Origin of the sequence: Janibacter hoylei PVAS-1 (assembly GCF_000297495.1) — a bacterium.
GTDB classification, from domain to species: Bacteria; Actinomycetota; Actinomycetes; order Actinomycetales; family Dermatophilaceae; genus Janibacter; species Janibacter hoylei.
This window is the reverse complement of the sequence record NZ_ALWX01000060.1, coordinates 1-25,134: the sequence shown is the minus strand read 5'-3', so window position 1 is coordinate 25,134 and position 25,134 is coordinate 1. Positions and strand designations below refer to the sequence as shown.

The 25,134-nt window shown below is 69.2% G+C and carries 31 protein-coding genes and 3 pseudogenes; 15 read left to right on the top strand and 19 right to left on the bottom strand.

Translation table 11 applies throughout. The features are described 5' to 3' along the window. Positions 1 to 60: 60 nt before the first annotated feature. Genes B277_RS12530 through B277_RS12520 form a run of 3 tightly spaced genes read right to left on the bottom strand, consistent with a single transcriptional unit; the run spans position 61 to position 1,791 of the window. Entirely contained in the window at positions 61 to 531 is a 471-nt protein-coding gene (locus tag B277_RS12530; protein ID WP_007928788.1) for a hypothetical protein, read from the bottom strand. A gap of 5 nt (positions 532 to 536) precedes the next feature. Further along, complete coding sequence (locus B277_RS16150; RefSeq protein ID WP_007928787.1) at positions 537 to 1,337, bottom strand: hypothetical protein; 801 nt, start codon at positions 1,335 to 1,337, stop codon at positions 537 to 539. Between the two features lie 4 nt (positions 1,338 to 1,341). Next, on the bottom strand, positions 1,342 to 1,791 hold the full coding sequence (locus B277_RS12520) for a mycothiol transferase (protein WP_007928786.1): 450 nt from the start codon (positions 1,789 to 1,791) through the stop codon (positions 1,342 to 1,344). Here B277_RS12520 and B277_RS20360 point away from each other — a divergent pair. The 6 genes and pseudogenes from B277_RS20360 to B277_RS12490 all read left to right on the top strand — a co-directional run. Continuing rightward, a pseudogene (locus tag B277_RS20360) lies at positions 1,790 to 2,575 on the top strand (DUF1361 domain-containing protein); the annotation flags it as partial. The gene B277_RS12520 and the pseudogene B277_RS20360 overlap by 2 nt on opposite strands. Before the next feature lie 199 nt (positions 2,576 to 2,774). Then, positions 2,775 to 3,980 carry an MFS transporter gene (locus B277_RS12510; RefSeq protein WP_007928784.1) on the top strand — a complete coding sequence of 402 codons (1,206 nt, stop codon included), beginning with the start codon at positions 2,775 to 2,777 and terminating at the stop codon, positions 3,978 to 3,980. 30 nt (positions 3,981 to 4,010) lie between these two features. Next, positions 4,011 to 4,700: a DsbA family oxidoreductase gene (locus B277_RS12505; RefSeq protein ID WP_040881502.1), complete on the top strand. Its 690-nt coding sequence runs from the start codon at positions 4,011 to 4,013 to the stop codon at positions 4,698 to 4,700. A 30-nt stretch (positions 4,701 to 4,730) separates the two neighbouring features. Then, positions 4,731 to 5,234, top strand: coding sequence for a mycothiol transferase (locus B277_RS12500; protein WP_040881501.1), 504 nt, complete (start codon positions 4,731 to 4,733; stop codon positions 5,232 to 5,234). Further along, positions 5,231 to 5,662: a hypothetical protein gene (locus B277_RS12495; RefSeq protein WP_007928779.1), complete on the top strand. Its 432-nt coding sequence runs from the start codon at positions 5,231 to 5,233 to the stop codon at positions 5,660 to 5,662. Before B277_RS12500 ends, B277_RS12495 begins: the two co-directional genes overlap by 4 nt. Before the next feature lie 82 nt (positions 5,663 to 5,744). Then, positions 5,745 to 5,921 (top strand): VOC family protein, encoded by a 177-nt coding sequence (locus tag B277_RS12490; RefSeq protein WP_156811789.1) that lies wholly within the window; start codon positions 5,745 to 5,747, stop codon positions 5,919 to 5,921. Positions 5,922 to 5,930: 9 nt separating this feature from the next. On the opposite strand, the pseudogene hrpB reads toward B277_RS12490, so the two are convergent. The 6 genes and pseudogenes from hrpB to B277_RS19165 form a co-directional block, all read right to left on the bottom strand. After that, positions 5,931 to 8,508, bottom strand: a pseudogene (gene hrpB, locus B277_RS12485) (ATP-dependent helicase HrpB). Between the two features lie 31 nt (positions 8,509 to 8,539). Further along, positions 8,540 to 9,085 carry a GNAT family N-acetyltransferase gene (locus B277_RS12480; RefSeq protein ID WP_007928777.1) on the bottom strand — a complete coding sequence of 182 codons (546 nt, stop codon included), beginning with the start codon at positions 9,083 to 9,085 and terminating at the stop codon, positions 8,540 to 8,542. Positions 9,086 to 9,131: 46 nt separating this feature from the next. Further along, a complete protein-coding gene (locus B277_RS12475; protein ID WP_007928776.1) occupies positions 9,132 to 9,680 on the bottom strand; it encodes a DUF1697 domain-containing protein in 549 nt (182 codons plus the stop codon). Next, positions 9,677 to 10,450: an SDR family NAD(P)-dependent oxidoreductase gene (locus tag B277_RS12470; RefSeq protein WP_007928775.1), complete on the bottom strand. Its 774-nt coding sequence runs from the start codon at positions 10,448 to 10,450 to the stop codon at positions 9,677 to 9,679. Before B277_RS12470 ends, B277_RS12475 begins: the two co-directional genes overlap by 4 nt. Before the next feature lie 44 nt (positions 10,451 to 10,494). Continuing rightward, on the bottom strand, positions 10,495 to 11,022 hold the full coding sequence (locus tag B277_RS12465; RefSeq protein WP_007928774.1) for a GNAT family N-acetyltransferase: 528 nt from the start codon (positions 11,020 to 11,022) through the stop codon (positions 10,495 to 10,497). 41 nt (positions 11,023 to 11,063) lie between these two features. Further along, on the bottom strand, positions 11,064 to 11,201 hold the full coding sequence (locus tag B277_RS19165; RefSeq protein WP_238148089.1) for a hypothetical protein: 138 nt from the start codon (positions 11,199 to 11,201) through the stop codon (positions 11,064 to 11,066). Between B277_RS19165 and B277_RS12460 the strand changes: the two are divergent. Next, a pseudogene (locus tag B277_RS12460) lies at positions 11,158 to 12,053 on the top strand (MFS transporter); the annotation flags it as partial. The gene B277_RS19165 and the pseudogene B277_RS12460 overlap by 44 nt on opposite strands. A gap of 214 nt (positions 12,054 to 12,267) precedes the next feature. Here B277_RS12460 and B277_RS12455 read toward each other — a convergent pair. The 3 genes from B277_RS12455 to B277_RS12445 all read right to left on the bottom strand — a co-directional run bounded on the left by B277_RS12455 (position 12,268) and on the right by B277_RS12445 (position 13,443). After that, positions 12,268 to 12,783 (bottom strand): GNAT family N-acetyltransferase, encoded by a 516-nt coding sequence (locus B277_RS12455; RefSeq protein WP_007928769.1) that lies wholly within the window; start codon positions 12,781 to 12,783, stop codon positions 12,268 to 12,270. Continuing rightward, positions 12,780 to 12,959 (bottom strand): hypothetical protein, encoded by a 180-nt coding sequence (locus B277_RS12450; RefSeq protein WP_040881499.1) that lies wholly within the window; start codon positions 12,957 to 12,959, stop codon positions 12,780 to 12,782. The genes B277_RS12455 and B277_RS12450 overlap by 4 nt, the downstream gene beginning before the upstream one ends. 112 nt (positions 12,960 to 13,071) lie before the next feature. Continuing rightward, positions 13,072 to 13,443, bottom strand: a complete 372-nt coding sequence (locus B277_RS12445) for a hypothetical protein (RefSeq protein ID WP_007928768.1) — start codon at positions 13,441 to 13,443, stop codon at positions 13,072 to 13,074. A gap of 431 nt (positions 13,444 to 13,874) precedes the next feature. On the opposite strand from B277_RS12445, the gene B277_RS12440 reads away from it, so the two are divergent. Continuing rightward, positions 13,875 to 14,669, top strand: a complete 795-nt coding sequence (locus tag B277_RS12440) for an MBL fold metallo-hydrolase (protein WP_007928766.1) — start codon at positions 13,875 to 13,877, stop codon at positions 14,667 to 14,669. Between the two features lie 204 nt (positions 14,670 to 14,873). Here the strand turns inward: B277_RS12440 and B277_RS12435 are convergent, their stop codons facing one another. From B277_RS12435 to merA, 5 genes are all read right to left on the bottom strand, one after another. Beyond that, entirely contained in the window at positions 14,874 to 15,458 is a 585-nt protein-coding gene (locus tag B277_RS12435; RefSeq protein ID WP_007928762.1) for a hypothetical protein, read from the bottom strand. Positions 15,459 to 15,510: 52 nt separating this feature from the next. Continuing rightward, positions 15,511 to 16,002, bottom strand: a complete 492-nt coding sequence (locus B277_RS12430) for a hypothetical protein (RefSeq protein WP_128276991.1) — start codon at positions 16,000 to 16,002, stop codon at positions 15,511 to 15,513. A gap of 104 nt (positions 16,003 to 16,106) precedes the next feature. After that, positions 16,107 to 16,688 (bottom strand): recombinase family protein, encoded by a 582-nt coding sequence (locus B277_RS12425; protein ID WP_007928759.1) that lies wholly within the window; start codon positions 16,686 to 16,688, stop codon positions 16,107 to 16,109. 287 nt (positions 16,689 to 16,975) lie between these two features. Continuing rightward, positions 16,976 to 17,563 carry a recombinase family protein gene (locus B277_RS12420; RefSeq protein WP_007928758.1) on the bottom strand — a complete coding sequence of 196 codons (588 nt, stop codon included), beginning with the start codon at positions 17,561 to 17,563 and terminating at the stop codon, positions 16,976 to 16,978. Between the two features lie 221 nt (positions 17,564 to 17,784). Next, positions 17,785 to 19,185 carry a mercury(II) reductase gene (gene merA, locus B277_RS12415; protein ID WP_007928757.1) on the bottom strand — a complete coding sequence of 467 codons (1,401 nt, stop codon included), beginning with the start codon at positions 19,183 to 19,185 and terminating at the stop codon, positions 17,785 to 17,787. A gap of 105 nt (positions 19,186 to 19,290) precedes the next feature. Between merA and B277_RS12410 the strand changes: the two genes are divergently transcribed. Both B277_RS12410 and B277_RS12405 read left to right on the top strand, forming a co-directional pair. Then, positions 19,291 to 19,680 (top strand): heavy metal-responsive transcriptional regulator, encoded by a 390-nt coding sequence (locus tag B277_RS12410; RefSeq protein ID WP_007928756.1) that lies wholly within the window; start codon positions 19,291 to 19,293, stop codon positions 19,678 to 19,680. Positions 19,681 to 20,416: 736 nt separating this feature from the next. Beyond that, on the top strand, positions 20,417 to 20,824 hold the full coding sequence (locus B277_RS12405) for a potassium channel family protein (protein ID WP_007928755.1): 408 nt from the start codon (positions 20,417 to 20,419) through the stop codon (positions 20,822 to 20,824). 493 nt (positions 20,825 to 21,317) lie between these two features. Here the strand turns inward: B277_RS12405 and B277_RS12400 are convergent, their stop codons facing one another. Then, positions 21,318 to 22,028 carry a TetR/AcrR family transcriptional regulator C-terminal domain-containing protein gene (locus B277_RS12400; protein WP_007928754.1) on the bottom strand — a complete coding sequence of 237 codons (711 nt, stop codon included), beginning with the start codon at positions 22,026 to 22,028 and terminating at the stop codon, positions 21,318 to 21,320. A 137-nt stretch (positions 22,029 to 22,165) separates the two neighbouring features. On the opposite strand from B277_RS12400, the gene B277_RS12395 reads away from it, so the two are divergent. Beyond that, positions 22,166 to 22,348, top strand: coding sequence for a hypothetical protein (locus tag B277_RS12395; protein ID WP_007928753.1), 183 nt, complete (start codon positions 22,166 to 22,168; stop codon positions 22,346 to 22,348). Positions 22,349 to 22,456: 108 nt separating this feature from the next. On the opposite strand, the gene B277_RS12390 is transcribed toward B277_RS12395, so the two are convergent. Then, the gene (locus B277_RS12390) at positions 22,457 to 22,729 is read right to left on the bottom strand and encodes a DUF4235 domain-containing protein (RefSeq protein WP_007928752.1); all 273 of its coding nucleotides are present in this window, start codon (positions 22,727 to 22,729) and stop codon (positions 22,457 to 22,459) included. Between the two features lie 174 nt (positions 22,730 to 22,903). Between B277_RS12390 and B277_RS12385 the strand changes: the two genes are divergently transcribed. The 4 genes from B277_RS12385 to B277_RS12370 are packed head-to-tail and all read left to right on the top strand — an operon-like array spanning position 22,904 to position 25,103. Further along, a complete protein-coding gene (locus B277_RS12385; RefSeq protein ID WP_007928751.1) occupies positions 22,904 to 23,266 on the top strand; it encodes a hypothetical protein in 363 nt (120 codons plus the stop codon). After that, positions 23,253 to 23,678 carry a phage holin family protein gene (locus B277_RS12380; protein ID WP_007928748.1) on the top strand — a complete coding sequence of 142 codons (426 nt, stop codon included), beginning with the start codon at positions 23,253 to 23,255 and terminating at the stop codon, positions 23,676 to 23,678. The genes B277_RS12385 and B277_RS12380 overlap by 14 nt, the downstream gene beginning before the upstream one ends. Then, positions 23,665 to 24,000, top strand: coding sequence for a DUF3618 domain-containing protein (locus B277_RS12375; protein ID WP_007928743.1), 336 nt, complete (start codon positions 23,665 to 23,667; stop codon positions 23,998 to 24,000). Before B277_RS12380 ends, B277_RS12375 begins: the two co-directional genes overlap by 14 nt. Then, positions 23,997 to 25,103, top strand: coding sequence for a YihY/virulence factor BrkB family protein (locus B277_RS12370; protein ID WP_051988046.1), 1,107 nt, complete (start codon positions 23,997 to 23,999; stop codon positions 25,101 to 25,103). Before B277_RS12375 ends, B277_RS12370 begins: the two co-directional genes overlap by 4 nt. Positions 25,104 to 25,134: the final 31 nt, after the last annotated feature.

Here is a 25,134-nt window from a genome sequence, read left to right as displayed (position 1 = left end):
ACACGCCAAGGGCGGCAGGGGAGGACTCCCCTGCCGCCCGTGGCGTGCGTCTCTGTCGGGTCAGGCGTGCCGCGGGGTGTAGCGGCTGTGCCGTGCCGTGTAGCGCGAGTTGGAGCGGCGGATCGCGATGGCGCCGGCGACGACGAGCAGGGTCCAGACGCCGAGGGCGATCCAGCCGGCGAGCCAGGTGGCGGCCGCGCCGATGAGGACGACGGCGGCCAGCACGCAGGCGACCGCGATGAGGTTGCGGCGGATGGCCGCGACCGACTCTGGGCTGGCGTGGCGGCGGCGCAGGTTGTGGCCCACGGGTGCGGCGACGTGCTCGACCTCGTCGGCCGGCTCGGTGACGATCGTCTGGCCAGGGACGGCCGCCTCCTCGACGGCCTCGCGGTAGGCGAGTCGCGGGATGACCGCGGTGTCCACCGTGTCGTCGTCGGTCGCCAGCATGGCCTCGAGGTCCTCCGCCTGGATGGCCCAGGTCGGCAGGTCGGTCGGGGCGGTGCGGGGAGAAGTCGTGCGCGCCGTGCTCATGAGGGCTATGATCCCGCGCTTCTCGGCCGTTGTCGTGCACGTCCGGCGCCCGGGCGTGTCTCGAGCCGCACCACCTCATCGGCCTCACGTGCCACACGTGTCTCGAGGTCCTTCGTGCGGTCGCGGGCGGCGACGAGCGCGGCCCGCGCCTCCGACTCGGCGAGGCGGGCGGCGGCCAGCTCCCGCTCGACGTCGCGCAGCCGGTCGCGCGCGGCCTCGAGGGCTGCCTGCCGAGCGCGCTCCTCGGCGCTGACCTCCTCCGTGTCGTCGCCGGGGTCGTCCGGCAGGGGCGGCAGGAGGCGAAGGGGGGTCGCCACCGCGTCGTCGAGCTCGACCTCACCGAAGCCGGCGTACGCCAGAGGGCGGAGCAGCTGACCCGAGGCCACCGCCGTGCCGCTCGCCTCGTCGGCGAGCGCGGCGACGGCCGTCGCCGCCACGGAGTCCTGCACGCCGGCGGACCAGCCCAGGCCGTGCTCGTGGGCGGCGCGACCGGCGGCCGCGACGAAGGCGTCGATGCACTCCCTTCGCTCAGGTCGGGCCGCTGCGAGCGCGGCTCCGTCGCCACTGGCCTGGGCGGCGCGCATCCGCTCGCCGAGAGCGAGGAGCGCGGCCACGACCTGCGGCTCTTCCCGCGCGACGACGTTGACGAGGTGCGCGGGGACGGTCGGCTTGCGCAGGGCCTTGATCGCGGCGGCCAGATCGGCGTCGCCCTCGTCCTTGGCCGCGGTCACCCACCGGGTGCGGGTGGCGACGAAGTCGGCCAGGGGCGCTGCGTAGACGTCGGTGACGGCCTCGCTCAGCTCCACGGGCTCAGGCGCGCTCGTCGGCGATGCGGGTGAGGCGCTCGACGTACCGGGCCCAGCGCCCTTCGTCCCACTCCGGCAGGTTGTTGCCCTCGGAGCGCAGCCCGACCCGACCGTCGACGTGCTCGCGCAGGATGTCGGCGTGGGCGAAGCAGGCCGCGCTCCAGGCGAGCACGTCGGCCATCGACTCGCCCTCGGTCGCAAACATGTCCTCGTTGTCGTCCGGGTCCACCCCCTCGGCCTCCCACGGGAGCGCCAGGTCGCTCGGCCGACCGAAGGTCTCGCCGAAGTAGCCCAGCTCGCACGCCGCCGCATGCTTGTACAGGCCCAGCAGGTTGGTCCCGGTCGGCGTCCGGGGCAGCCGCGCCTCCCGCTCGCTCAGCCCCTCGAGCTTGAGCAGCAGCGCCGCCCGCTGGGCGCGCAGGTGGTCGTGCAGGGCGGTCTTGAGGTCGGCCATGGGACCAGCCTGCCACCGGGGACCTACTGCGAAGCGGGCGAAGGGGGACGGAGCGGACGGGCGAGGAGGGTCGGTGCAGCGTCAAGCCGACGTCGAGAACGACAAGGCGCCCACACGAGGACGAAGGACGTCGGCAGCGCGCCGGCCCTCCTCGCCGGGAGCGGGGGGCACACGGTCGTGGCTTCGAGACGCTCGTTCCGCCCACGCGGCGCGTGGGACCCAGCTCCTCAGCCAGCGGTGGGGTCTCGTCCAGAGATCCCCAAGGTGGGCGGCCTACCGTCGTGGGATGGCTCCGACATCTCACCCCGGGCGTTGGCTGGCCGGGCTCACCCTGCTCCCCGTCGCCGGCACCCTCGTCGCCGCGGCGCTGCAGTACGTGCGCACGGATCAGACGGGGGCCGTCTTCACCTTCCTCTTCTGGAACCTCTTCCTCGCGTGGATCCCCTTCCTCCTCGCGCTCGCGATGACCGGGCTGGACCGGCTCCGGGCCCCCGGGTGGCTGCTCGCCCCCGTCGGCGTCGTGTGGCTGCTCTTCCTGCCCAATGCGCCGTACATCATCACGGACTTCATCCACCTCGACTGGATGCACGGCGCCCCACTGTGGTTCGACGCCCTGCTCATCGGCTCCTTCGCCGGGACGGGGCTGCTGCTGGGGCTCGCCTCGTTGCTGCTCGTGCACCGGATCGTCGCCGCCCGGATGGGGACGGCCGCAGGCTGGGCGCTCGCCATCGGCTCCCTGGCCCTGACCTCCCTCGGCGTCTACCTCGGCCGCTTCCCCCGCTTCAACTCCTGGGACGTGGTGACCAACCCGCAGGGCCTGGTCGACGTCGTCCTCGGCCGACTCCTCGACCCCTTCGGCAACCCCTTCCTCCTGCAGTTCGCCGCGGCGATGACCGGGGGTCTGGTCGCCGCCTACCTCGTCACCTGGGCCATCGGTCGAGCCTCGAGGGCGGTCATCGGGGTGGGGTGGCACAGTACGGCGGGTGAGCACCCCCGCCCGCCCCGCGCAGGAGCGGCCGTCCGTCCCGGCCGAGATCAAGGCACTTGTCGCCGCGGCCTTCGTCATCGCCGTGGGCTTCGGCCTCATCACCCCGGTCCTGCCGCAGTTCGCCCAGAGCTTCGACGTCGGCGTCACCGCCGCCTCCGTCATCGTCTCGGCCTTCGCCTTCTTCCGTCTGCTCTTCGCCCCTGCGGGCGGTGCTCTCGTCACGCGGCTCGGGGAGCGGCCCGTCTACATCCTCGGGCTGGTCATCGTCGCCCTGTCCACGGGCGCCTCGGCCTTTGCCCAGTCGTACTGGCAGCTGCTGATCTTCCGCTCGCTCGGCGGCATCGGGTCGACGATGTTCACCGTCTCGGCGATGGCCCTGCTCGTGCGCATGGCCCCGCCACTCATCCGCGGCCGCGTCTCGTCGATGTACGGCAGTGCCTTCCTCATCGGCGGGGTCATCGGCCCCGTCATCGGCGGCGCCCTGGGCGAGCTCGGGATGCGGGTGCCCTTCCTCGTCTACGGCGTCGCGCTGCTGCTCGCCGCGGCCCTCGTCGCGACCATGCTGCGGGGGACCCCCCTTCGCGCCGACCCGCTGCAGGGCGCACTGCCGCCGATGACCGTGCGCGAGGCCCTCGGCGACAGCGCCTACCGCGCCGCCCTGGTGTCGGCCTTCGCCAACGGGTGGACCAACTTCGGCGTGCGCGTGGCGATCCTGCCGCTCTTCGCCGTCGCGGTCGTGGGGGAGACGTGGGCCGCCGCCGTCGCCCTCGCCGCAGGTGCGGCCGCGACCGCCATCACCCTGCAGTTCTCCGGTCGGATCGCCGACACGCTCGGCCGCCGCCGACCCATCCTCGTCGGCCTCGGCCTGAGCGCCGTCGGCATGGGCGCCATGGGACTCGCCGGAGGCCTCGTCGGCATCCTCGTCCTGACGACCGTGCTCGCCGCCGGCGCCGGCCTGCTCAACCCGGCGCAGCAGGCCACCGTCGCCGACGTCGTCGGCAACGGCCGGTCCGGGGGCAAGGTGCTCGCCGCCTTCCAGATGTGCCAGGACGCGGGCGGCATCGGTGGGCCCGTCGTCATCGGTGCGGTCGCCGACCTCTGGGGCTGGCAGTGGGCCTTCGCGCTCAGCGGACTCGTCAGCGCCCTCGCGATCCTCCCGTGGTCGCGGGCCCGCGAGACCCTGGCGGCACCCGCGGGATGATCCGGCGCGCTCCGCGCGTTGCCCCCCGACATGCAGATCGACATCTGGTCCGACATCGCCTGCCCCTGGTGCTACATCGGCAAGCGGCGCCTCGAGACCGCCCTGACCGACCACCCGCAGCGCGACGAGATCACCGTCGCCTGGCACAGCTACCAGCTCGACCCGAGCCTGCCCGAGCACTACGACGGCACCGAGGCCGAGTACCTCGCCTCCCGCAAGGGCATGCCCGTCGAGCAGGTGCGGCAGATGTTCGGCCACGTCGCCGAGCAGGCCGCCGGCGAAGGCCTCGCCTACGACTTCGACCGCCTGGTCGTCGCCAACTCCGCGCGCGCCCACCAGCTGCTCCACCTCGCCAAGGAGCGTGGGGTCGCCGATGCCGTCAAGGAGGGCCTGCTGTCCGGTCACTTCGAGCACGGCCTCGACATCGGTGACGTCGACGCGCTCGTCCGGGTGGGAGTGGCCGCCGGTCTGGACGAAGGGGAGGTCCGCGCCTCCCTCGAGGACGGCCGCTACGAGGCCGCGGTCGCGGCCGACATCGACATGGCGCGGCAGATCGGGGTGACGGGTGTCCCCTTCGTCGTCATCGACATGAAGTACGCCGTCTCCGGGGCCCAGCCGCCCGAGGTCTTCCGCGAGGTCGTGGACAAGGCGCTCGCCGAGCGGACCCCGGCCGTGCAGGTCGTGCAGTCCGGCGACGTCTGCGGGCCCGACGGCTGCTGAGCGCCGCGACCGGGGCGTAGCGTCGGGGGCATGACTCCTGCACAACTGCTCATCGACTGCTTCGGCCGGGTGCGCGAGAGCGCGCTGGCCGCCATCGACGGTCTCACTGAGGAACAGCTGACGCACCGCGTCGCGCCCGACGCCAACCCGATCGCGTGGCTGGTCTGGCACGCCTATCGCGTCCAGGACGACCACGTGGCCGACGTCGCCGGTCTTCAGCAGGTCTGGGCTGCCCGAGGTTTCATCGAGTTCTTCGACCTCGACCTGGACGAGGACGACACCGGCTACGGGCACACGAGTGCGCAGGTGGGCAAGGTCGTCGCCAGTGCCGAGCTGCTCGCCCGCTACGTCGAGGCCGTGCACGACCAGACGGTGACGTGGGTCGCCGGGCTGGACGAGGACGACCTCGACCGCGTCGTCGACACCTCGTGGGATCCGCCGGTCACGCTCGGGGCGCGGCTGGTGAGCGTCGTCAACGACGACACCCAGCACGTCGGGCAGGCGGCGTACCTGCGGGGGCTGATCACCGCATGAGGTCGAGCTTCGTCGTGTCCGCCGAGACCGAGCACGCGCCCGCCGAGACGTGGGCGCGGCTGTGGGACCTTGATCGGCACACGGCGGTCATCCCGCTGACGACGGTGACGCCCAACCCGCCGGCGACCCGGATGGGGGCGGGGGCCGGCTTCACCGGCAGGACCGCGCTGGGGCCGCTCGGCTTCGACGACGTCATGCGGGTCGAGACGTGGGCCCCGCCGGAGTCCGCGACCGTGGTCAAGGTCGGCCGGGTCGTCGGCGGGCGGATCGAGGTAACGGTGGCCCCCCTTCGTCACGGCTCGCGCGTCGTCTGGCGCCAGACGGTGCAGCTGCCGTGGCTGCCAGCGCGACTGCGGTGGGTCGAAGCGCTCGCCGCCCGGGTCGTGGCGCCCGGCTATCGGCAGGCGATCCGGACCCTGCTGGCGTGAGCCGATTGGACCGGCCGAGCACAACAGGTCGTCTTGGTGCATGTCGTGCCGTTCGCCGGCCCGCGCGGCGGAGCACCGCCACGTGCGGAGCGGGACCGAGATCGTGCTCGTCGTCGACGCCGTGCAGGCCGAGCGTGACCGGCTCGTGGCCGCAGGCGTCGAGTTCGCCGAGGACCTCACCGACCGCCCGTGGGTGCTGACCGACTTCCGGGTGCACGACCCTGACGGGTACCACCTGCGGCTCACCGACCGTCGCTGACGCCGGGGCTCAGGTCCGGCGCTTCGTGCGGGCCGTCGCCGGGGCGGTCCACGGGTCCTCCGGCCACGGGTGCTTGGGATAGCGGCCGCGCATCTCAGCCCGCACCTGGGCGTAGGGCCCGGACCAGAAGGAGGCGAGGTCGTCGGTCACAGCGAGGAGCCGTCGGGCCGGGGAAAGCAGGTGGAAGAGCACCGGCACGCGGCCGTCGAGGAGCCGCGGCGTCTCGCCGAGGCCGAAGCACTCCTGCAGCTTGACCGCGAGCACCGGTGCGGCAGAAGGCTCGTCGTGCGGCGGCCAGGTGATCGTGGCCGTCGACCCGCTCGGGACCGGCAGGCGCTCGGGGGGCGAGCTCGTCGAGCCGGGTCGCCTCGGGCCAGGGGAGCAGCCGGCGCAGGGGGTCGGTCAGGTCGATGCGGGCGAAGGGAGTGCCCGTCGCCACGCGCTGCAGCTCGGGGCCGAGCCACTGCTCGAGTCGCGCCGCCAGTGCGTCGTCCGAGACCTCGGGCCACGGGTCGCCGAGGTGGTGGTGGAGCACGGCGAGGCGTCGACGCAGGGCGTCGGCGGCGGGTGACCAGGTGAGCAGGTCGAGGCCGCGGGTGACGAGTGCGCGCCGTACCGCGTCGGCCCCGGTCGCCGGGTCAGCCCGGATCGGCGTCGAGGAGAGCTCGATGGCGCCGAGGGCGTCGACCTCGCGGGCGGTGACCCTCCCCTTCGAGGCTCCACCGTCGCGCCTCAGGGAGCCTTCGCCCAGGTCGGCGCGGACCTCGCGGACCCGCAGCCCGGCGCCAGCGGTCTCCGCCTCGTCGCGGGTGAGGGCTGCGGCGAGCCGGATGACCGCGCCGGTGCCGGCCGCGACGCGGCCGTCGGCGCGGGCGACGTCGGCGACGACAAGCCACTCGTCGTGACGCATCGGGCTCCCGGCGGGCAGGGCCGCGCGGGTGCCCGAGGCGAGGAGATAGGCGGGGCCGTCGCCGACGCGTCGGGCGATCCGGCCGGGGTGGGCGAGGGCGGTGACCAGTCCGGCGCCGGAGACGTGCCGGTCGCCGGCACGGGCATCGTTGCCGGGGCGTCGGTGCTCGCCGGCTGGGACCAGCCGCGCGAGGCGGTCGGCCTCGCGGCGCCACCGGCTGGCGTCGCGGGAGCGCCCGGAGCGCAGGTCGGCGAGCAGCCGGTCGAGGTCGCCGTCGTCGCTGCGCAGGTCGTCGGCGAGGGTCGCGACCACCTCGGCGGCCGCGGTGGTGCCCACGAGGGTGGCGCCGTCGAGCAGGGCGCGGGCGAGCCGAGGGTCGGCGGGGATGCGCGTCGCGGCGAACCCGTCGTCGGTAATCCGTCCGCCGTCGTCGACGAGGCCGAGCCCGCGCAGGGTGGTCTCGGCCGCGTCGATGCCGGCCGTCGGGGGTGGTGTCAGGAGCGCCATGCCCTCGCCGCGGGGCGAGCCCCAGGCCGCCAGGGTCAGGGCCGTCTCGGTGAGGTCGGCCGTCGTGATCTGCGGGGTGACGTGCTCGGGAGCGCGGGACCAGACGGACTCCTCGACGAGCCGCACGGCACGGCCGGGGCCCAGGCGCGCGGCCCGGCCGGCGCGCTGGGTCATCGAGGCCCGGGATGCCTGCACGGTGACCAGCCCGGACATGTCACGGGCGGCGTCACGGCGGGGCTCGCGGGAGAGGGCCGCGTCGACGACCAGCCGCACTCCGGGAACGGTGAGCGAGGACTCGGCGAGATCGGTGGAGACGACGATGCGGCCACCGCTCGTGGTGGGCTCACCGCCGATCGCGCGGTCCTGCTCGCGCGGGGCAAGGCGGCCGTGGAGCGGGAGGACCTCGGCGCCGGGGACGAGACGGCCGAGCAGCTCGACGACTTGGTCGACCTCCCGGGCTCCGGGGACGAAGACGAGGGTGTGGTGGTCGGGCTCGTGGTGCCGTGCGGTCACCCTCGCGACGTGCTCGAGGAAGTCCCGGGTGACACCCCGCGCGTCGGTCCGCGGGCCCGTGCTCGGCTCCCAGAGGACCTCGAGCGGGTGCAGCGCGCCCTCGCTGTCGACGAGTGGGGCCGGACCGTCGTCGTCGCCGAGCAGTGCGGCGATGCCCGGGGCGTCGAGGGTGGCCGACATCGCGACGAGCGGCAGCTCCCGCAGCTGGCGCACCTCGGCGAGCATCCCGAGCAGCAGGTCGGTGTCGAGGGCTCGCTCGTGGACCTCGTCGAGGACGACGGCGGCCGTGCCGGTGAGCTCGGGGTCGGCGAGCAGCCGACGGACGAGCACCCCCGGGGTCACGAACTCCACCCGCGTGCGCGGCCCGACGCGGCGCTCGCCGCGGACGGTGTGGCCGACGAGGTCACCGACCTGCGTGCCGGTCAGGTGGGCCAGCCGTCGCGCCGCCGCACGCACCGTGACCCGCCGGGGGCCGGTGACGACGACCCTTCCGTCGACGCAGTCGGCGACGAGCGGGGGCGCCAGTGTCGTCTTGCCGGACCCCGGCGGGGCCTGGACGACCGCGACGCCCCGGGTCGTGACCGCCGCCCGCAGGTCGTCGAGCGTCTCGGCGAAGGGGAGTCCCTCCCCGATCGCGCGCAGATCGAGGTCGGTCATGGCGTCGAGCCTCGCACGAGCAGCGCCGGGGTCAGCGCTCGAGGACGAAGAGTCGCGTCGTCGTGTCGTAGTAGCGGTCCGTGAGCCCCTCGTCGCGCATGCCCAGGCGACGGGCGACCCGCTGGGAGGCCTCGTTGTCCGGGTGGGTGACGGCGACGACGCGGGGGAGGCCGGAGGCGTGGCCGAGCACGCGGGTGGCGGCTTCGGTCGCGATGCCGCGGCCCCACACGTCGGGGTGCAGGTGCCAGCCGATCTCGACCTCGGGACTGTCGAGGGCCAGCTCCGGGTTGCGCGGGTCCGCCGCGAGGGCCGAGCCGCTGATCGGGATCGGCTTGAGCAGCAGCGTGCCGACGAAGCGCTCCTCGAGGTCGATCGCCCAGATGCCCTGGGGCGGCGGGTAGGGCACGCCGCGTCGGCGGGGGACCGACGCGCGGGCTTCGCCGACGTCCGTCATCGGCTGGCCGTCGCCGATCCACCGCTGCACCTCGGGGCGCGAGTGCAGGTCGAAGAGCGCGTCCGCGTCCTCGTCGACGAAGGTCCGCAACGTCAGCCGGTCGGTCGTGAGCGTCTCGGGCACGCCTCGATCCTTGCACCCGGCGGTGTCTCGCGCCCGGCGCCCGCTCTCAGAGCGACTCGAGCTTGCGCACGATCCGCTGCACGGTGAGCCATGTCCGGGTGGTGATGTCCTTGCCGTAGGTCCGGTCGAGCCAGCGCATGACGTCGGGCGTCTTGCCCGGGTCGCCGTTGTCGAGGACGGCGAGGAAGGCCCGCGCCTCCTCGTCGAAGCCGACGACCCGCACCCTGGGATCAGGATCGTCGGGGATCTCGGTGGGTGCCGGCGCGCCGTCCTTGAGGAAGGTCGTGACGAGGTAGGTACCGCGTCCGTGCTCCAGCCCGTCGAAGGGATCGCGCTCGAGCAGCCCTCGCAGCTCCTCCAGAGAGCGGATGATCGTGCCGCCCCCGATGCCGAGCTGGCCGACGAGCGCCTCCTGGATCCGCCGCTCCAGTTGCGGCCCATCGGTCTCGTCGGTCTCGAAGACGATGTTGCCGCTGGCGAGCACGGAGCCGACCCGCTGCAGGCCGAGCCCTTCGTGGACCGCCCGCAGCTCGGCATTCGAGTTGTGGGGCAGCGCCGGCGCGATCCCGCGCAGCAGGGCGACGTAGCGCGTCATGGCCGCAGGTGCGAGGCGCCGTTGAGGTCGAGCGTCGCCCCGGACGCCCACTGCGCGTCGGGCGAGGCGAGCCAGAGCACAGCCGACGCCACCTCCTCCGGTCGCCCCACCCGGCCGAAGGGGGAGTCCGCCCGGATCGCTTTTCCCGCAGGGGAATCCAACCGATCCGCCACCCTCTCGGTGTCGACGAAGCCGGGCGCCACGGTCGCGACCGCGATGCCGTGCGGGGCGAGTGCGACGGCGAGCGAGGCGTCCATCGAGTGCAGTGCCGCCTTCGACGCCGCGTAGGCCGGGTACTCCGGCTCGCCGCGGTGGACGCCGCGGGTGCCGATGGTGATGACGCGGCCCGGCAGCCCGAGCTCGACGAGCCGGCGGGTCATCGCGTGCGTGACGAGCGCCGTGCCGAGGGTGTTGATCCGCAGGTAGTCCTCCCAGCTGCGTTGCCACGCAAGGGGATCCGTCGTCGCGGGTGGGTGGGTGAGCGCCGGTGTCGTCGCGATGCCCGCGTTGTTGACGAGCACCGTGACCGGTGCGCCGAGGGCCTCCTCGGCTGCCGCCGGCAGGCCCGCGGCCTGGTCCGCGTCGCCCAGGTCGCCGACGACGAGGGCGTGCCCCTCGCCGGGGAGGGAGTCGCGGGTGGCCTCCCCTTCGTCCACCGCGGAGCGGACGTGCACCGCGACCCGATCACCTTGGTGGGCAAAGGCGCTCGCGATGGCGCGACCGATGCCGCGAGAGGCTCCGGTGACGAGGACGGCGCGGGGTGCAGTCATGCGGCCAGTCTGCTCCCTCGTGGTGGCACGGCGGCCCGGGGCGGTCAGGAGCCTGCCGGGAGGATCATCGCGACGACGTCGGGGGCATCGTCCCCGAGCCACGACGGCCGGGTGCGTCCGACCTCGACCCACCCCGTCCGCAGGTAGTAGTCGGCCGCGACGCCGAAGGGGACGACGTCGAGGCAGGGCGCGAGGCCACGCTCGGCGAGGTCGTCGAGGGCGGTGCGCATGAGGGCCGAGCCGACGCCTCGGCCACGGGCAGCGGTGGAGGTGAAGTACACCCCGATCTCGCCGAGGCGCTCCGTCGGCAGGCCGTGACCGGCGCTCCACAGCCGCGCCAGCTCGGGCTCGTGACCGTCGGGGCGGACCGGGAGGACCGCGACGTGGCCGACGGGCTCGCCGTCGAGCTCCGCGGTCCACGTGGCGAGCGCGCCGGGCCGGGCGACGAAGTCCTCTGCCGGCATCGGCAGCGGATCGCGGTGGGGGTAGCGCGAGGCGGGCTGCTGCTCGACGAGGGCGCGCCCGAGGGCGGGTAGGTCTGCGTCGGCGCGGGGGCGGATGACGAGGCTCATGGGCCCATCTTGTGGGGGTAGTCTCCGACTGCAAACTCTCTTCAGAGAAGTGATGCCTCGATGGCCCGGTCGGCCACCTCGACGCCTCCCCGCATCCACCCCGCGTGGTAGGTCGCGGCCGTCGCCTTCCTCACGCTGCTCGGGGCCGCCGGCTTCCGCGCCGCGCCCGGTGCGCTCATGGTGCCGCTCCACGAGGAGTTCGGCTGGTCGATGAGCACGATGTCGCTCTCGGTCGGGATCAACCTCTTGCTCTACGGTCTCGTCGCCCCCTTCGCCGCGGCCCTGAGGGCCGCTTCGGCATGCGGCAGATCATCGCCGGCGCGCTCACCCTCGTCGCGCTCGGCGCCGGCGGCAGCACGCTCATGACGGCGTCGTGGCAGCTGCACGTCTTCTGGGGCGTGCTCATCGGGACCGGCACCGGCTCGATGGCCCTCGTCCTCGCCGCGACCGTCGCCAACCGCTGGTTCGTGGCGCGAAGGGGGCTGGTCATGGGCGTCCTCACCGCCGGCTCCGCCACGGGGCAGCTGATCTTCCTGCCGCCCGTCGCGGCACTGGCGGAGGACGTCGGCTGGCGCCCCGGCTCGCTCGTCATCGCGGTCGCCGCGCTCGCCGTCGCGCCCATCGCCTGGCTCGTCATGCGGGACCACCCGCACGACCGGGGGGTCCTCCCCTTCGGCGCCGACCCGCGGACCTGGGTGCCGCCGGCAGAGGTGACCGGCGGCGCGATGGGCCGGGCGATCGACGGGCTGCGGTTCGCGGCGCGGCACAAGGCTTTTTGGGCCCTCGCGCTCGCCTTCGCGATCTGCGGCGCGACGACCAACGGGCTCATCGGCATCCACTTCATCCCGTCGGCGCACGACCACGGCATGTCGCAGACGACGGCCGCCTGGCTGCTCGCGCTCGTGGGCATCTTCGACATCGTCGGGACGATCGCGTCCGGCTGGCTCACCGACGTCTTCGACCCGCGGTGGCTGCTCGTCGCCTACTACTTCTTCCGCGGGGTGGGGCTGCTCGCGCTGCCGCTGCTGCTGTGGTCACTGAGACTGCCCCTCGTGCCTTCGCCTGGCGGACGAGCTCGAGCGCCGTGCGCAACGCTGACACCCTGTTGGTCATCAGGGTCTGCCGCGAAGGACTGAGCGACGTCCCCCCTCAAGACGGCCTCGCACTTGCTCAGCAGCGAAGACAGCTGAGTGTCGGCCACCTCAAGATCCTCCGCCTTGATCACATTGCCGTCCCCGCCCGTGCTCACTGAGACACCTCCATGCCTCCCTGGGACTCGGCACTGGATTCCTCGAGCACCAAAGTCATGAACACACTGTTCGGATCGTCCTCGTACGTCCCGAACGGTTCGCAATCAGTGAAGCCGGCTTTGCGATAGAAGGCTCGGGCTGGAGCGAAGAAGGCCTGACTCCCAGTCTCCAGCGACACCCTCTTCACACCCCGCAATCGCGCATCGTGAAGTGCGTGGCCAAGCAACCGGGACGCGACGCCTGCTCCGCGCCGAGCCGGCGCAGTCCTCATGCTCTTCAGTTCCTCGTGACCCTCGGCCATCGCCGCCAGGGCGACAGTTCCGATGACATCTTCATCTTCAACTGCAACCCACATTTGAACGCTGGGGTCGCGCAGGGCGTCTACATCCAACGCGTGCTGGCTTTCATCGGGCGCTGTCGGAGCGATGTCGTCCAGGTGCTCCCGCAGGAACGCCACCAACGCATGATCCTCGAAGTCAGCCTCAACGACTTCAAACGTCGGCGTGGTCACTGAGACTCATCCTCCCGATGCCCTTGCTTCGCAGCGGCAATGTCCTCGTCGGTGTGAGTGGCAGTCATCTGCTTCATGCCCGGGCGGTATCCCGGTTGCGAGTGAAGCCACTCCCGCGCTTCCTTGGTGAGGCGCGCCTCGTCTGCCGCGCCGCGGCTCTCGCTGCCCTGCCCCATGCCTTCTCCCTTCGTTGTGGTCACTGAGACTCGCCTGGCTTGACAAGAGCCCCCTGGCGAGCGATGTGCACTACGGCCGCGGCTATCACGTTGCCCTCCCCACCCGTGCTGATCATCGACCAGCAGACATGCCCCGGTGGGATCTGCGTAGGTCCTTCAGAATGTCGTAGACGGCACGCTCAGCCTCGACAGCGTCGCGGAGGAACTCAGGCTCGTCCTCGTTGGCAATGAAGGCACGAAGCTCCTCGTCTGACTTTTCCACGCGGCGTTTCCACATCTCGGGCACTCTGTCGGGCCCGAGCATCGCGATCAAGGCGAGTGTCTCGGCTCCCATGTCTTTGCTGATGATGGGATCGGTGTGCCCGCCCCGGGCCTCCAAGACGGACAGTCTGATGGCTGCCTCCAGCTCGGCGAGCAGCCGTGCCTGATCCGCCGCGGCCTGGCGGTCATCCTCAGCGATCTTGATTGCGTTCCTGCGGTCCATCGAGGCGATGATCAGGCTACGATCGATGCGCCAGCAGCAACGAGTATGGCCGCGATCTGGATGACGTCCCCGACTGCCATGTGGGTCCCTTCGACGTAGGCGGCCCATCCGGCCGTATCTCAAGGTAGACGACGCCACCGACACTAGTGCGACGGTGGCTTGGCCCTTCTATGTCCGAACAGCTGCGCTAGTCCTGGCCACCTACTCGACCGCGTTGCTCGGACTGGACTGTCGGACCTGCTCTCTAACCTGTCGTCGGCGAAGCTGTCGCCGTGACCACCCCCAAGGGTTGAGCCCGACTCGTCCTCAGCCGTGCGGTCTCGCGGTCTCATGGATAGACTGTTCGCGTCGGAGAGGGAACCACGTGGAGTGCTCTATCAGCAGGCGGTGCCTGCAGGGGTGCGAGACGGATCGTCGACCAGGAGGAGTCCATGGCCACTGCGACCCTGGAGTTCATCGGCACAGCGACCTCGCTGGTCCGGTTGGGGGAGTTCACTCTGCTCACCGATCCGAATTTCCTCCATCACGGACAGCGTGCCTATCTGGGCAAAGGGCTTTTCTCGAAGCGGGTGACCGAGCCCGCGCTCGGTCCCGAGGATCTTCCCAGCTTGGACGCGGTGGTGCTTTCTCACCTGCATGGTGACCATTTCGATCGGATCGCACGGCGCAGTCTTGACACCTCGCTGCCCGTCCTGACGACCCCGCATGCGGCCCGGCGGCTGCAGTCATGGGGGTTTGCCGGGGCTGAGGCGATGGCGACGTGGCAGTCACGTGAGCTGGTCAAAGCCGGCGAGACGCTCACAGTGCACTCTGCCCCGGGGGAGCACACACCCGGATGGGCATCATGGTTGTTGCCGCCGGTCATGGGCAGTGTGCTTGAGCATCACGTCGCGGGCGCCGCGCGGTCGCTGCGGGTCTACATCACCGGGGACACGCTGTATCGACCGTGGCTGCGTGAGGTCACTGATCGGTTCGGTCCGCTCGACGCGATGGTCATCCACCTCGGGGGCACACGTGCGCTCGGGCTGCTGGTGACCATGGACGCCGAGCAGGGCATCTCGTTGGTCGACCTCCTCGAGCCCGCCGTGACAGTGCCGGTGCACTACGACGACTACACCGTCTTCCGGTCACCGTTGAGCGATTTCGTGGCCCGGTGGCGAGCGGTCGATCCCCCCGGTGAGCTCCGGCTCGTCGAGCGCGGAGCCACGGTCTCCCTCGCGCCGTGACACCCTTCGGTCGCCGGTCGGGGATGGGGTGATCCGTAATGCACTCTCTTCTCTGAAGGACAGATACGGTTGGTGCGGTCGGGCTGGGTTCCAGTTCGATCGGTCGTACATCGGACACCACGTCCTGACATCTCGTCGTCGGGTTGTTTGGCCTTCTCGTCTACCTCTGGATGGCCACCTTGGCAGTCCACCGGCATTCATCGCTCATCGTCGAAGCTCGCCCACGTGCTGGCTAACAGTTCGGATCGCCCGGTCGATGTTCTTCAATTCTTGGTCGGACCCGGATGTCATCCGCTGTCCTTCGAAAGGGACCGGAGTGATTGCACCGAGGACGTCCAGGTCGAACGATAGGGAGGAGTCGTAACACTTGCCCTTATCGTCTTGGTACGTCACTGTCACGATGGCGATGGCCGGCGCCCCGGCGACCGCCGACAGCTCCCCCGTCTTTTCCTTGCGCCGTTCGTATCGCCACATGAGGCGATGACGTGCTCCTGGCGGTAGATCGCGTTTGCGTCCCAGATACGCGGTCAGGTGCTCAGTGATGTGGTCCTCATCGTCGTACGGCTCCCATGCCGCTGGCTCGGTGGAGACCCCCACCTTGTGGGCCATCGACCTCCCTGTGCTGTGCAGAGTGAGGTCCCATGCCCCCGGGCCATGCAAACTCGGGACAACGTCCACCACAACGAACGGTCGGGCGTCGTCGCGCATCTGCTTCCGAAGGAGATTGACTTGCCAGGCTGCGGCCAGCGCAGCAATGAGTGCCGCCACCGCCGTGAGTGCTGCGATCATGAAGTGCCCTCCGCCTGCGCCTTGACGCGCTTGATCGTGCGGTACACGGTGGTCACTGAGACACCTCCAAGGTGCCGGGGTGCCACGCGATGATGTCGTCGCGGCGGACGCGAATCCACGACTCGGACGTGTGGTTAGAGGGGTGGAAGAGGAACCGCGCCCAGCCCAAGGTAAGGAAGTACTCGGACGGCGAATCCTCGTCGAGGAAGGCCCTCTCCTCATCGGAGAGTTCGACGTCTGCCGCGCGGCCGTCCTGGAACTTGCGCCCGCGATGGGCGTAGTCCTTGGCGTCTCTACCGTACGGCTCGAACGGTGGTCCTGCGTCGGGGGGAGCAGGCACGAGGTTCTGGGCGTATTGCCACTGAGGGACAAGGGTTCCGGTGATCAATCCACCTGAGGTTTGGAGAGTCACCGCGTGCTCCCCTGTCGCCACGGGTTCGGTGGCGGTATCAACGAGCGAGATAAGGGTATTGAGATACTTGTCGTTCCACGTAGCTGGCCGGAGAGGAGTGGTGGCGCCACTGGGGGGACTGTTGTCGTTCATGTCGAGCTCCCATCTTGATGGTGGCCGGTCAGCGCACTTTCGCTGGCCGGGACTACTTCACTACTTCTGATCGCGCCACTGTCCGGCGACAGTGCAAGGCTTGGTCATAGGGAGCCCCTCTCTGCCTTGGCTCTCTTGACGGTTCGGTACACGGTTGCTCTCGATACCGCGTAGTCCTCGGCGAGCTGGGCCACGGTCGCGTCACCGGCCTCATACTCCTCGAGCAGCTTCTTCGTGCGCCGCTCGTTCAACTTAGGCGGCTTCCCGCGCATCCGCCCTTGCGCTCGAGCGATCGCGATTCCCTCGAGGGTGCGCTGCCGGTTCAGGTCGGCCTCGAACTCGGCGACCATCGCCAGCGCGTTGAAGAGGAACTTCCCAACCGGATCAGCCGGATCGTGCACGGACCTGTCCAACTGGAGGGCAGCGCCCTGCTCGTAGATCTGCCCTACGAGGTCGCGAGCGTCGGGCACCGAGCGCGCGAGGCGGTCCAGCTTCGTCACCACTAGCACGTCGTCGGGGCGAAGGGCAGTGATCGCCTGCTCAAGCCCCGGGCGGTTCTTCATGGATCGCCCGGTGCGCTTGTCGGTGTAGATCCGCTCCCGGTTGACGCCGAGGCGGGTCAGGCCTTCGATCTGTGAGGCAAGGTCTTGCCGCTCAGTCGAGACCCGCGCGTATCCGATGAGCACTGGACCTCCCTAGTCGCAGTAGATGGGCATTAGTGCGATTTTAGTGCGGGCGGGTCTAAAGCAACAGTCCTGCGCGCTGCGGGTCGGTGAACGGTCGTCGCTGGTGTCGAGAAGCGCTCTAAATTGGAGCAACGCGATTTCTATCTAAGATACGAAGATTCTGGTTGGGCACACTCCGCCGCTGAGGCCGTGCGGCATGATGTCGCGTCCAGCCAAGGTGGTCGGCGCTACTGGCTGTCAAAGGCCGATGGCTCGTTGATATTCAGCCTGGCGGGTATCTGGCGCGGTCAGGAGTCCTGTGACTGGGCGGTGGCGTTGTGGCGGTAGAACGTGGCGCGGGACCAGCCCACGAGTCGGGCCGCGTCTGTGGCGGTGCGTCCTTTGGCGCGTGCGTCGTTGACGATCGCGAGCTTCTCGGCGATCACGGCTGGCTCCACGCGGGGTCGCCCGAACTGGGTGCCGGAGGCTTTGGCTGCGGCGATGCCGGCATTGACCCGTTCTGTGATCAGCTCCCGCTCGTATTCAGCCAAGGTGGCGAGCATGTTCAGCATCAGCCGTCCACTGGTGGTGGCTGGGTCGATGCCGTCTTGGATGGAGCGGATGCCGATGCCGGACTCGCGCAGCAAGGTCACCGTGTTCAGCACGTCGATCAGTGAGCGTCCCAGCCGGTCCACTCGCCAGACCACGACCGTGTCTCCAGCGGTGGCGTACTCCAGGAGTCGGCGCATCCCTGGACGTTGCGCTGCGTTCTTGCTGCCCGAGGTGACGTCCGAGAAAACGTCCCGAGCCTCGACCCCGGCCGTGGTCAGCGCGTCCAACTGCAACTGCGCGTCCTGACTGGCCGTGCTGATCCTCGTATACCCCAGAAGTCTCACCCACCCATCCTGCCTCAGAAACCCTTCCGGTGATGTCGTCTGAGACGTTTCTCGTCGAGACACTTTTCCGAGACACGCCTGCAGCCGCAGAACCGCGAGAGCTCGGTCCTCGGCAGCGACGTTAGATCGTGTCTCATCAACCTGTAGGTTTTTAAGGCACATTCACGGCGCCAGGCGGGCCGCCGCGGGAGCCCTCGTCCACCCCGCTGGGGCCGCGGGTTTCAGGCGCAGCATGACGTCGGCATCTGGTTTCGGAAGAGGCCGGCCACGATGCGCAGGCTTTCGCTCATGGTCAGGTACGGCGCCCAGGTGTCGGCCAGATCGTCGACGGTCATGCCGCTTTTGATGGCGTAGGTGGCCGCCAGCATGATCTCCCCGGCCCCGTCCGCCAGAGCGTGCACGCCCAGAACCTTGCCGCTCACGGCGTCGGCGACGAGCTTCACCGCCCCGCGGGTGTCGTGCTGGACGAGCGCCCGGGGGACATCGGACAGGTCCAGGACGCGGCAGTCGCACGCGTGCCCTCGGGTGAGGGCCTCGTCCTCGGTCAACCCCGCCGAGGCCAGCTGGGGCCGGGTGAACACGACCGCAGGAAAGCCGGCGTAGTCGACCCGAGCTGCCGGCGGGTACCTGTCCTCGGTCAGGGCGTTGAGCGCGGCGGCCCGACCGCCGGCGGCGGCGGCGTAGACGTACTGGGGAGCCCCCGAGACGTCACCGGCGGCCCAGACGCGCGGGTTGGAGGTGCGCTGGGTCTGGTCGACCACGACGAAGCCGCGCTCGTCCACGTCCACACCGGCAGCGGCCAGGTTCAGGCCGTCGGTGCGGGGCAGGCGTCCGGTGGCCACCAGGACCTGCGCGCCGCGCACCTGTTCGCCCGAGTCCGTGGTCACCACCACCTCTCCTGCGGGGCATGGTTCGCGGGCCACAGTGGTCGCGCGCTCTTCGACCACGGTGATGCCGTCGTCGGTGAAGACTTCCCGAAGTCTCTGGGCCAGCTCCGGCTCGGCGTGCGGCGCCAGACGCCCGACCACAGAGACCCGGGTGCCGAGGTGAGCGAACAGCTGGGCCTGCTCCATCCCGACGTACCCGCCACCGATAACGACCAGGGACTCAGGCAGCTCGGTCAGCTGCATCGCGGTGGTGGACGTCAGCCGGTCCACAGAGTCGAGACCGACCACCTCCGGGATGGCGGGGGTAGCACCGGTGGCGACCAGATAGGCCCGGGCCCGCAGCGCCTGGCCGTCGACGGCCAGGGTGTCCCCGTCCAGGAAGCTGGCCTGGCCTGGGCGGACCTGGAAGCCGTAGGCAGCGGCCACATCGGCGTACTTCGCATCACGCAGGCGCTCGATGAGTGCGTCCTTCTGGGCCACCAGATCGCCGAGGTTCACCGGTGCGGCTGACGTTGGGGCACCTTTGAAGGGATTGGTGAGCGCGGCGTGCCGGGCCCCGGCGGCCGCCAGGAGCGTCTTGGACGGCACGCAGCCGATGTTCACGCACGTCCCGCCCAGAACACCGCGCTCAACCAGCACGACGCTCTTACCGGCCTGGCTGGCCGCGATGGCGGCGGACATCGCCGCGCCTCCTGAGCCGATCACGGCCAGATCGACGTCGTAGTCCACACCCATTTGCCCACCTTCCTTCGCGTGACCCCTCTTCAGCGTCCATAGTGGACGTTCCAGCGCAGGGGAAGGTCAAGGCGAACATGGACGAGAGCCGAGAAAGGGGCCACTGTGCGCATCGGTGAGTTGGCCGTGGCCAGCGGCACCACAACCAAGACGCTGCGCTTCTACGAAGAAGCCGGCCTACTACCTGCGCCTGAGCGCACCGCCAACGGATACCGCGACTACACCCCTGCGGCCCTGGCGCGCCTGGACTTCGTTCGCCGCGGCCGCACCGCTGGGCTCACCCTGGCCCAGATTCGCGAGATCCTCGACATCCGCGACGCCGGAGTCGCACCCTGCCAGCACGTGCACGCCCTGCTCGAAGCCCACCTGGGCGACCTGGACCGCCAAATCGCCGACCTGCAAGCACTGCGACACACCGTCGCGCACCTTCACCACAGTGCCACCACCAGCGACCCCACCAAATGCGACACCACGACCGTCTGCCGCTATCTGTGACCAGACCGGTGCTCGCGTGTATCGCCATGAGCAGATGCCGCCACAGAGCGTCGACAGAACCCCGCCATATAACGGCGAAAGCCACATCGAATCGGTGAGCGGTCGCACTGGGCGTGGTGTCGCGGTTGACGATCCCAACGCGAACAAAACGCTTAAGGGTTTGGTACTCGGCAGGCATCTGCTTTCGATCCGGCGAAGACTCAAGCGACAAGATCCCTGCTTCTGGAGACTCCGGCTGCAGAACGTGAGGAAAGACCTCACCTGAACGATCGATCCCGTCCGATGAACCATCCTTCAGCGAGTCCAGTAGGGGATCTCTTTGCGGGACCAAGGGGGCCAGCGGCCGTGGCCCCGCGATGGTCAAGTGGTAGCTCCGCCGCGCCACTTTGCACGACGCCATCCGGAAGGAGGGCCCTGTGAAATGTAGGCGACGTGTCGTGTGCAATCTGCGCTGCTTCTCGACGTCGTGGCCCCTCATCGCTCGTTCTCGGCGGCTCACAACCTGACGTCACCGAGCCGGGTTCGTCTGTCCAGCCCCCGGTCGCAGCCGTGACGCCCGGCATCACTCCTGGTTGGTGCGTCGCGTGCCGCCGGGACGACATGGGCGACGAGAGCGGGCCCCGCGGCAGACCCCCCGGCATTCTCCGCGGCCGACTCGGGCCGATCACCCTCGGCGCCGCCCTGGCGTTGCGCCACCGACCTCGACGCTTCGAGGTCCCCACCGAAAGGCTCCTCGTTGGCTAAGTACGACATCGCCGTCATCGGCCTAGGCCGCTTCGGCTCCGCCCTCGCGCTGCGCCTGGAGCAGAATGGGCAGCGCGTCCTCGGCGTGGACGTCGACGAGTTCGTGGTGGAAAACCTCAAGGAGGACATCCGCCACCTCGCGATCGCCGAGGCACGCGACGAGGAGACCCTCAGGCAGCTGGAGATCACCCCCGACACCCTCGTCGTCCTCGGGATGACCGACGTCGCGGCATCGCTGATGGCCGCCACGGCCCTCAGCGAGCTGGGGGTCCGTGACGTGTGGGCCAAGGCGGGATCACGCCAGCACTACGAGGCGCTGGACCGACTCGGCGTCACCCGCATCATCCAGCCGGAACACGAAGCAGGACTGTCCATGGCAGCCGAGCTGCTGCAGCGCTGACCGAACCGGCGCGGCCCTTGGACGTCTCGACGGCCGTCGAGGATCGTTTGGCGCGCTTCTCATACAGGGCCGCCTTGCAGTCGGTCATCCCGTAGACCATGAGTAGTTCGCGCACGAATGACTGGGCCTGCTGTTTCTCTTCGCCCGTTCAGGCGCCACTCCGCGGTGAATTTCGCGGCCCGCTTGCGAATCTCGTTTAACGACGTGGGCTTGACTGCCATGCCTTGGTTCTCCTTCGCGCTGTCCCGGTGTGGAAATCCCGCATTCGGTCCATTCCCGTCAACGCGCCCGGAGTGGACCGACATCGCCGACGGTTAGCCCATCCCACCGTCTGCGTGGAGCACCACAAGGCTGTCTGCGACGGTTGGGCGTGCGCACACTCGAGGCGGTCGTGCTGACCTGCTTCCACGACGACCGGGTCGAGAGGGGGAACAGTGACGCTGCGTGCACGCAGCAGGACAACGCCCAGGCCAGAGATGCTGCCGTGGGCTGTCTATTGGGAGACCGAGCGCTCAATTCTGTCGATGAGGGCCTCTAGGCCGATCTCGAACTCTTGCGCGGTGGTGTCTTGACTGAGTCGGTCCTGCATGCGGCACACATGGGGGGCCTGCTGGAGGTCGAAGTAGGCGTCCTGTTCGGGGATGGCGGCTTCACCTTCGTTGAGCGTTTCATCCACGGAGAGGATGTCCTCCCCATGTGCAGCGACCTCCAGTAGCAGGGAACCGATCAAGAACGTGGTGAAGGCCTTGTAAGCATCCACGGCCCTGATGTCATCGAAGCCGAAGTCGCTGAGCGTGGCCAGGAAGTGCTCGACCAGCTCGATGCTGCGCAACGGCGGGCGCAGCCACGGTGTTGCTGGGTGCCGGGAAGCGACTAACGGGAACGCGGCAGGATGGGCTTGGGCCACCCGGCGGACTTCATTGGCCAGCACTTGCAAGTACCCCTGCCACGACGTGAACCCGACCGCGTCCGCGTGGGCGGCGACACCATCCATGAGTTTCTCCACGACCGCCTCCAGCAGGGCCTCGCGTCCGGAGACATAGCGGTACAAGGACATTGCTGCGACGCCGAGGTCTTGTCCCACGCGGCGCATCGTCAGTCCCTGAACGCCGTGCGTGTCGATCGAGGTGATCGCTGTCTGCACGATCAGATCCCGGTCCAAGCGTGGGCGCGAATCTCTGGGCGGGTCAGGGACGGTGTTCATGGCTGTCCTTTCCACAGGTGCTGACGTACCCATCATCGCGGACCTATAAGGTCCTTTGCTGCTACCCCGCCGATCAGATAAGTTTACGATGTAAGCAATAGCGTGTGCTGGGCCCATTGCCCACAAGGAGTTCTCTGATGCAGATTGACAAGCAGAAGATCGTTGACCTGCTCAAGAGCCGTGGAGAGGACGAGAAGGCGCAGCAGGCGGACGCAGACCTGCCGGACGACGTGCACACCGGTCAACACCAAGGCGTGCTGGAGAATCTGGGACTAAGCCCGACCGATCTGGCCAACCTCGCTGGCAACTTCAGCCTCTGACCTACTGGCCAGCGGCGACCACGTACGCAGTCTCCCGGTCTCGCTCACCGAGGGGGCGACACCGGACTAGGCCAGCACCTGGCCTGGGTCAAGAGACGACAATAGGTCTCAGGCAGCCACGGACTCCGGCAGACGGCCCTTCCTCTTGGCATAGGCCTGCGTGGACTTGTGATTGATCATGACCCTGGCCAGTTGCACGACCGCGCCTGAGATCAGCGCGAAGGCGATGGCCTCACCCCAGTTGACCTCCGGGCTTTCCGGGTTGTCTGGAACGGTGCCGTCGGTAACGAGCGCCCACCCCTTTTCGATGACTTTCCTCGCCATGATCCCGCCGCCGATGGCCGCGCCGGTAGTGGCCAGACTCCACAGCTTGTCGCTCATGATGGCGTGCTCCTCGTTGCTGTCGGTGTGCTGAGTTCGGGTACCGCCAACACGAAGAAGAAGGTTGTGAAGGGGGCGTCTTCACTTGTAAGTTTACAAGGTACGCACCCCGGGGCAAGCGCGGAAGCACCACCAATGTCCCGTCCTGGGCTCTCGAAGAGACTGGAGCAGACGATGAACAAGATCACCATGACAGTGGCGTTCGGGGCCGGGTACGTCCTCGGCACTCGAGCGGGCCGGGAACGCTACGACCAGTTGCGCGATCGCGCACTGGCGTTGTGGACCGACCCGACGGTGCAGAAGCAAGCCAAGAAGGTCCAAGAGCAAGCCAAACAGGTGCCCGGACAGGTCAAGGAGCACTTGCCCGACTCGATAAGCAGGACATCTCAGGACGGCAAGGACAGGACCCCAGACCACACCATGGGTGACGACTTCCCATCCGCCCCAGACATGGACCACGACGACCCCTGGCCGCCCCCGACCTCCGGTCCGGAGCCAGGGGTGAGCGACGTCCCAGGCGGTCATGGTCGTGGCTGAGCAGATGGAACCGCCACCCCGCGGCGCTTCGACCGGCGAGTTGATCTCCCGGTTGAGCGAACAGACCAGCACATTGATTCGCGATGAGATGCGACTGGCGACGGCCGAACTCAGCGCCAAGGCCAAGCATGCCGGTGCGGGACTGGGCATGTTCGGCGCCGGGGGTTTGCTCGCGTTCTTTGGCGCAGCCGCGTTGGTAACGACCGCCATCTTGGCTTTGGCGCTCATCCTGCCGGCGTGGGCCGCGGCCCTGATCGTGGCGTCGCTACTGCTGATCGCCGCCGGGGTGGTGTCCTTGCTGGGCAAGAAGCAGGTCGAGCAGGTCGGACCACTAAAACCCGAGCGCGCCATGGCGAATGTGCAACGTGATGTCACCCAGGTCAAGGAAGCGAGCAGCCGTGAGCACGAATGAATCCAACGAGCCCGTCACTAGTGCGTCGACACCCACCGAGTCGGACAGTACCGATCCGGCCAAGATCGAAGCGGACATCGCCCGACACCGCGAAGACCTGGGCATCACCGTCAATGAGTTGACCGACCGCCTGGACGTGAAGAAGCGGGCCAAGCGCCAGGTCAACGACCTCAAGGGCCAAGGCCTTAACCGAGTCCAAGACCTCAAGAGGGGAGCCCAGCAGCCCCAAAACATCGAACTGGCGGTCCTCGCCGCACAGATGCTCGCGCTCGTGGCCGGCGTGGCTGCCGTGGCCGGGGCGATCTGGTGGTGGCGCCGGTGAATGCTCGGGCCCTCACCGGCGATGAGGACCACGGCAAGGCACCGCACCCGGAAGACGACGCCAAAGCGGACAGCCCCGCGAAGATCACCAGCGCGGGCTGGAAATTCACCGGCCGCAAAGCCGTCCGGGAGTTCTTGGACGACCAGTGCACGGACTTGGCGGCCGCGCTGACCTACTACGCAGTGCTGGCCATCTTCCCGGCGCTGATCGCGATCTTCTCCCTGCTGGGACTCGTCGGTCAGAGCCAGACCACCATCGACGCAGTCATGCCGGTACTGAAGCAGGTCCTGGGCAGTTCCGGATCCCAGACCCTGGAACCCATCGTCCGCTCCCTAGCAACCTCACCCGGGGCCGGGCTGGCTCTCATCCTGGGTTTGGCCACCGCCTTGTGGTCCGCCTCGGGCTACGTCACGGCTTTCAGCCGGGCGATGAACCGTGTCTATGAGATCGGCGAGGGGCGACCCATCTGGAAGCTTCGTCCCCTGATGCTCGTGATCACCTTGGTCATGGTCCTGCTCGTGGTGCTTGTGGCCTTGATGCTGGTGTTGTCCGGACCTGCAGCGCAGGCGATCGGCGACCTGATTGGGCTGGGCTCCACCGCTTTGACTGTCTGGAGCATCGCCAAGTGGCCCGTCATCCTCGTCTTGGTGATGTTGATCGTGGCGATCCTGTACTACACCACCCCGAACGTGCAGCAGCCGAAATTCCGCTGGATCAGCGTCGGCGCTGGCATCGCGATCCTAGTCTGGATCCTGATCTCGCTCGCTTTCGGTCTCTACATCGTCAACTTCTCCAACTACGGCAGTACCTACGGGTCGTTCGCCGGAGTGGTGATCTTCCTGCTGTGGCTGTGGATCACTAACCTCGCGTTGCTGTTCGGGGCCGAGGTCGACGCAGAGCTCGAACGCTCCCGTCAACTGATGGCCGGGATCGAGGCCGAACGCGACATCCAGCTCCCTGTGCGGGACGACACCAAGATCCGCAAAGACGAAAAGAAGGAGCAGCAAGACATCGAGCAGGCAGCGAACCTGCGCCACAGCTCCGGCCAGACCACGGACACGGATAAGACTGAAGACCCCCGCAAAGACACCGATCGGAGGTGACGTCGGTCGGGAGGTGTGAGTCCGGGACTGG

Coding starts and splice junctions, on each gene's coding strand:
- B277_RS12435 (WP_007928762.1), bottom strand. CDS start 15,458: ATGATCGCAGCACTCACGGCGGTGGCGGCACTCATTGCTGCGCTGGCC.
- B277_RS12430 (WP_128276991.1), bottom strand. CDS start 16,002: ATGAACGACAACAGTCCCCCCAGTGGCGCCACCACTCCTCTCCGGCCA.
- B277_RS12465 (WP_007928774.1), bottom strand. CDS start 11,022: ATGAGCCTCGTCATCCGCCCCCGCGCCGACGCAGACCTACCCGCCCTC.
- B277_RS19165 (WP_238148089.1), bottom strand. CDS start 11,201: ATGAGCGCACCGGGCGCGGCGCGGAAGCCGGCGGCCCCGAGCAGCGTG.
- B277_RS12470 (WP_007928775.1), bottom strand. CDS start 10,450: ATGACTGCACCCCGCGCCGTCCTCGTCACCGGAGCCTCTCGCGGCATC.
- B277_RS12520 (WP_007928786.1), bottom strand. CDS start 1,791: ATGGCCGACCTCAAGACCGCCCTGCACGACCACCTGCGCGCCCAGCGG.
- B277_RS12380 (WP_007928748.1), top strand. CDS start 23,253: ATGGTCGTGGCTGAGCAGATGGAACCGCCACCCCGCGGCGCTTCGACC.
- B277_RS12475 (WP_007928776.1), bottom strand. CDS start 9,680: ATGACGCGCTACGTCGCCCTGCTGCGCGGGATCGCGCCGGCGCTGCCC.
- B277_RS12495 (WP_007928779.1), top strand. CDS start 5,231: ATGAGGTCGAGCTTCGTCGTGTCCGCCGAGACCGAGCACGCGCCCGCC.
- B277_RS12390 (WP_007928752.1), bottom strand. CDS start 22,729: ATGAGCGACAAGCTGTGGAGTCTGGCCACTACCGGCGCGGCCATCGGC.
- B277_RS12400 (WP_007928754.1), bottom strand. CDS start 22,028: ATGAACACCGTCCCTGACCCGCCCAGAGATTCGCGCCCACGCTTGGAC.
- B277_RS12450 (WP_040881499.1), bottom strand. CDS start 12,959: ATGGGGCAGGGCAGCGAGAGCCGCGGCGCGGCAGACGAGGCGCGCCTC.
- B277_RS12385 (WP_007928751.1), top strand. CDS start 22,904: ATGAACAAGATCACCATGACAGTGGCGTTCGGGGCCGGGTACGTCCTC.
- B277_RS12395 (WP_007928753.1), top strand. CDS start 22,166: ATGCAGATTGACAAGCAGAAGATCGTTGACCTGCTCAAGAGCCGTGGA.
- B277_RS12500 (WP_040881501.1), top strand. CDS start 4,731: ATGACTCCTGCACAACTGCTCATCGACTGCTTCGGCCGGGTGCGCGAG.
- B277_RS12445 (WP_007928768.1), bottom strand. CDS start 13,443: ATGGACCGCAGGAACGCAATCAAGATCGCTGAGGATGACCGCCAGGCC.
- B277_RS12440 (WP_007928766.1), top strand. CDS start 13,875: ATGGCCACTGCGACCCTGGAGTTCATCGGCACAGCGACCTCGCTGGTC.
- merA (WP_007928757.1), bottom strand. CDS start 19,185: ATGGGTGTGGACTACGACGTCGATCTGGCCGTGATCGGCTCAGGAGGC.
- B277_RS12505 (WP_040881502.1), top strand. CDS start 4,011: ATGCAGATCGACATCTGGTCCGACATCGCCTGCCCCTGGTGCTACATC.
- B277_RS12530 (WP_007928788.1), bottom strand. CDS start 531: ATGAGCACGGCGCGCACGACTTCTCCCCGCACCGCCCCGACCGACCTG.